Below are 585 nucleotides of genomic sequence, written 5' to 3'. Positions count from 1 at the left end.
GCAGGCGTATATGTGCAGGATTTAGTTACGCTTACTAATCAATTCAAATTATTTGTAGGCTTACGATACACTTATCAGGCAACTGTTCAAACAACTATTGATAGTATGCCAACTTCAACTCGCCCTGCTGCAATAGTAAAAGGTACAACACCAACAACTACTTACAATGTTTTATCACCTAAAGCAGGCATTGTTTATCAACCATCACAAAACACATCTTTATTTGTAAGCTATGCCAACAACTTTACAACAAACAGCGGCACAGATGTATATGGAAATTTATTGCCTGCATCAATCATTAATCAATATGAAGCAGGAGTGAAGAATAGTTTTTTAAACGGAAGAATAAACACAACGGTTAGTATTTACAGAATACTCAACAGTAACCTGGCACAGCAGGCTCAATACAAAGCAGATGGAGTAACGCTTAATACCGATGCTACTGTAAAAACACTAAGCGGAGAAACCACCAGCGATGGTATTGAACTTGGCATCAATGCAATGCTCTCACAAAACTTATATTTCATAACAGGCTATAGTTATAACTTCATACGATACACGCATACTTCAGGAAGTAAAGGCTCA

The 585-nt window shown here is 37.1% G+C and carries 1 protein-coding gene; it reads left to right on the top strand.

Features of this window, described 5'->3' with window-relative positions:
• Positions 1 to 12: 12 nt before the first annotated feature.
• Positions 13 to 585, top strand: a 573-nt coding sequence (locus E3E36_RS11305; RefSeq protein ID WP_342764412.1) for a TonB-dependent receptor domain-containing protein, incomplete at its 3' end; no start/stop codon positions are given.

This window comes from Thermococcus sp. M36, from assembly GCF_012027355.1.
GTDB lineage: Archaea > Methanobacteriota_B > Thermococci > Thermococcales > Thermococcaceae > Thermococcus.
This window is presented reverse-complemented; position numbering and strand designations above follow the sequence as displayed.